Below are 3,372 nucleotides of genomic sequence, written 5' to 3'. Positions count from 1 at the left end.
GGGCCGGGTTCGGGGCCCTCGCCGCCACCGTCCGCCCGGCCCCCGCGGCCGGCGAGCATCGCCAACACGGCCGGCAGCACCGCCCACGCACGCCTCATGGCCGCAACCTACCGCCGTGCGCGGTGGCCGTCGACCGGCGTCGGACCTGATGGCCGAGACGCCCCGCACGGATAGCGGCACCATCTGCTATCGATAAGGGGCAGACAGGCACCGGCACCCGCTCCTACCATGAGGACCCGACATGTGGAGACTCGTGGGGGGTTCCGTGTCACCTCGGAGACCTGTGCGCCGCGCCGCCGCCGCCGCGTTACTCGCCTGGCTCGTCATCGGCTGCGGATCGCAGTCGAGGCCGTTGCCCGACGTGATCCCCTCCGCCGAGGAGTCGGCCGGTCCGGAGGAGACCGGCGAGCCGACCCCGGAGCCGGAGGCCGCCCCGGACGACGCGTTCGCCTTCAGCCCCGACCCGGACAAGTTCCCCACCACCGTCGAACAGGCACTGCTGCTGATCGACCTGGTCCAGCCCGAACCCACCGCCATCGGGCCGGACTTCGTCGCCGAGGAGCCCGCCGAGAGCGACCCGGCCACCTGGTCCACCCTGGACGACGCCTGTGTCCAGGCATCCGGGCCGCTGCCCGACGGCGTGCTCGCCAGCGTGTCCCGCTACAGCCGACTCCCCGCCACGGGTGGCGGCGACGGCCCGGCTCGGGTGCGCACCGTGGTCACCGTCCACGCCGACGAGGAGAGCGCCGCCGCCGAGCTGACCGACACCCTGGAGGAGGCCCTCCGCTGCCCCGACCGGGAGCCGGGCCAGGGCGAGTCCGTGACCGGGCTGATCTCCCTGGGCAACCCCGCGGGCTCCCGGGGCCAGGTCAGCGCCGACGACCAGGTCTACGGAACCGGCGAGTACCGGAGCGACGAGTTCGGCGGGCCCTACCCGTATCTGTCGGTGATCTCCCGCAGCGGCCCCGTCACCACGGCCGTCTCGGTCAACGGCACCGCCGCCTTCGACGAGCGGGCGGTCAGCCAGGCCTCGGCCCAGGCCCTCGTGCAGATGCAGACGACGGTCCAGGCAGCCCTCGAGTGACCCCGACGGCGCTCGGCCTGACACCGCTCGGCCCGGGCGACCCGCCCCGGGTGGGCGACTACCGGCTGTTGGGGCGGCTCGGCTCCGGCGGGATGGGGGCCGTGTACCTGGGGCGTTCGCCGGGCGGCACGCTGGTGGCCTGCAAGGTGATCCGCCCCGAACTGGCCGACCAGCGGGAGTTCCGGGTCCGCTTCGCCCGCGAGGTGCGGGCGGCCCGGCGGGTCGACAGCCCGTGGGTGGTTCCGGTGCGGGACGCCGAACCGGACGCCGCGTCGCCGTGGCTGGCCTCGTCGTTCGAGCCCGGTCCCACGCTGTCACAGGCGGTGCGGGAGTTCGGCCCGTTGCCGACCCGCGGGGTGTTGGCGCTCGGGCGGGGGTTGGCCGAGGCGTTGGCCGTGATCCACGAGGCCGGTCTGGTGCACCGGGACGTGAAGCCGGGCAACGTCCTGCTCGCCCACGACGGTCCCCGGCTCATCGACTTCGGCATCGCCCGTTCCGTCGAGGACAGCGTCCTCACCTCCGACGGCCGGATCGTCGGCACACCCGGCTTCCTGGCCCCCGAGCAGGCGGCGGCCAGGGGAGGCCCGATCGGCCCGGCCACGGACGTCTTCGCCCTCGGCTGCGTGCTGGCCTACGCGTCCGGCGGCCGGCCGCCGTTCGGCACGGAGGGGCCGGACATCCTCCTCCACCGCACCGTCTACGATCCCCCCGATCTCGACGACGTCCCCGCGGAGTTCCGCCCGCTCGTCGCCGTCTGCCTGGCCAAGGAGCCGACCCGGCGGCCGACCGTCGCCGACCTGGTCCGTACCCTGGGCCGCCCGAGCGGCGGCGCCGGGGGGCCCTGGCCCGGGCCGGTGACCCGGCTGGTCGCGGAGCGCTCCGCCGCCGTGCTGGAAGCCGTCGCCCTGGAAGCCGTCACTCGGGAACCCGCCACGGATTCCCTCGGCCCCGACCGGCCCGTGCCGCCGGCCGCGACCGGGAAGGCGGTGTCCCGTCGGCGGCTGCTTGCCGTCGGTGCCGTCGCCGGCGCGGGCGCCGCACTCGCCGCCGGTGGGCTCGCCCTCTGGGCCGCCGGCCGACCGGGCGGCCGGACACCGCCGCCCGACTCCGCGTCCGGCCGTTCCGTGGCCGTGCACGCGGATCTGTCGGGGCCGGGGCAGAGGGTGGGTGCGGCGCAGGAGAGCGGGGCGCGGTTGGCCGTCGAGGAGCTCAATGCCCGTGCCGACGCGCCGTTCACGGTGGAGCTGGTGGTCAGGGACGACGGGGGCGACCCGGCGGAGGCCGCCCGTATCGCCGTCGAACTCGCCGCCGACTCCTCGGTGTTGGCGGTCATCGGCCCCACCGCCGAGGACACCGCGCTGGCCGCCGCCGCGACCTACGACGAGGCCGTGCTGCCGATGGTGACGCTCTCGGTCAACTCGCTGTTCTCCGAAGCCCCGGTCGCGTACGCGTCGTCGCTCCACACCCAGCCCGTCGAAGGCGAGCAGGCCGCGGCCTTCCCGCCCTTTCTGCTGGCCGAGGGCGCCACCGTCCTGGGCGTCGTCGACGACCGCGCCGCCGACCTCTACAGCGCCCTTGTCACCAGGTCCGTGCTGGAGTCCCCGGCGCTGGCCGGGCTGCGGATGGTGCCCAGGGTGGTCGACGCCGGCACCGAGGACTTCGGCCCGCTGGTGGCCGAGTTGCTGGCCGAGGGCGTCGACGCCGTGCTGTACGGCGGGCGGTTCGACTCCGCCGCCGTATTCGCCCGGGAGTTGGACCGCGCCGGTTTCGAGGGCGTTCGGATGGCCGGGGCGCCCGTGCTCGACCCCCGCTTCCTCACCGAGGCCGGCGCGGCCGCCGACGGCTGGACGTTGGTCGCGCCCGTGATCGACGCCACCGCCAAACCCGAGGCCCGCGCCTTCGCCACCGCGTACCGCGAGCGGTACGCCGCCGATCCCCCGTACTACGCGGCCGAGGCGTACGACGCGGTCATGCTCATCGCGCGCGGCCTCGGCACGGGCACCGCGGCCGCCACCCGCGCCGGCCTGCTCACGCTGCTGCGCGAGGGGAGCTACCAGGGCATCGCCAAGACCCTGGTCTTCGCGCCAGGCGACGGCACGCTCCAGGTCAGCGAGGCGAACCCCGGCACCTACCGCTACCGGGTCGAGGACGGCGCGTTCCACTATCTCGGGCCGGCCGATCGCGGCGGCGGGGACGGATAGGCATGGACAGGCATGGATAGGCTGCGGCCGGACGACCCCGGGTGGGTGGGCCGCCACCGGTTGTTGGGGCGGCTCGGCGCGGGCGGG

General features: G+C 75.5%; 2 protein-coding genes. Both read left to right on the top strand.

Features of this window, described 5'->3' with window-relative positions; genetic code table 11:
• Nucleotides 1–283 precede the first annotated feature (283 nt).
• The gene (locus tag E1283_RS39285; RefSeq protein ID WP_165956349.1) at nucleotides 284–1,084 is read left to right on the top strand and encodes a hypothetical protein; all 801 of its coding nucleotides are present in this window, start codon (nucleotides 284–286) and stop codon (nucleotides 1,082–1,084) included.
• Complete coding sequence (locus E1283_RS34040) at nucleotides 1,081–3,285, top strand: bifunctional serine/threonine-protein kinase/ABC transporter substrate-binding protein (RefSeq protein ID WP_243745299.1); 2,205 nt, start codon at nucleotides 1,081–1,083, stop codon at nucleotides 3,283–3,285. The genes E1283_RS39285 and E1283_RS34040 overlap by 4 nt, the downstream gene beginning before the upstream one ends.
• Nucleotides 3,286–3,372 lie beyond the last annotated feature (87 nt).

The organism is Streptomyces hainanensis (assembly GCF_004348415.1).
GTDB lineage: Bacteria > Actinomycetota > Actinomycetes > Streptomycetales > Streptomycetaceae > Streptomyces > Streptomyces hainanensis.
Note: the sequence above shows the minus strand (reverse complement) of the source record. Positions and strands in the feature narration are given on the sequence as shown.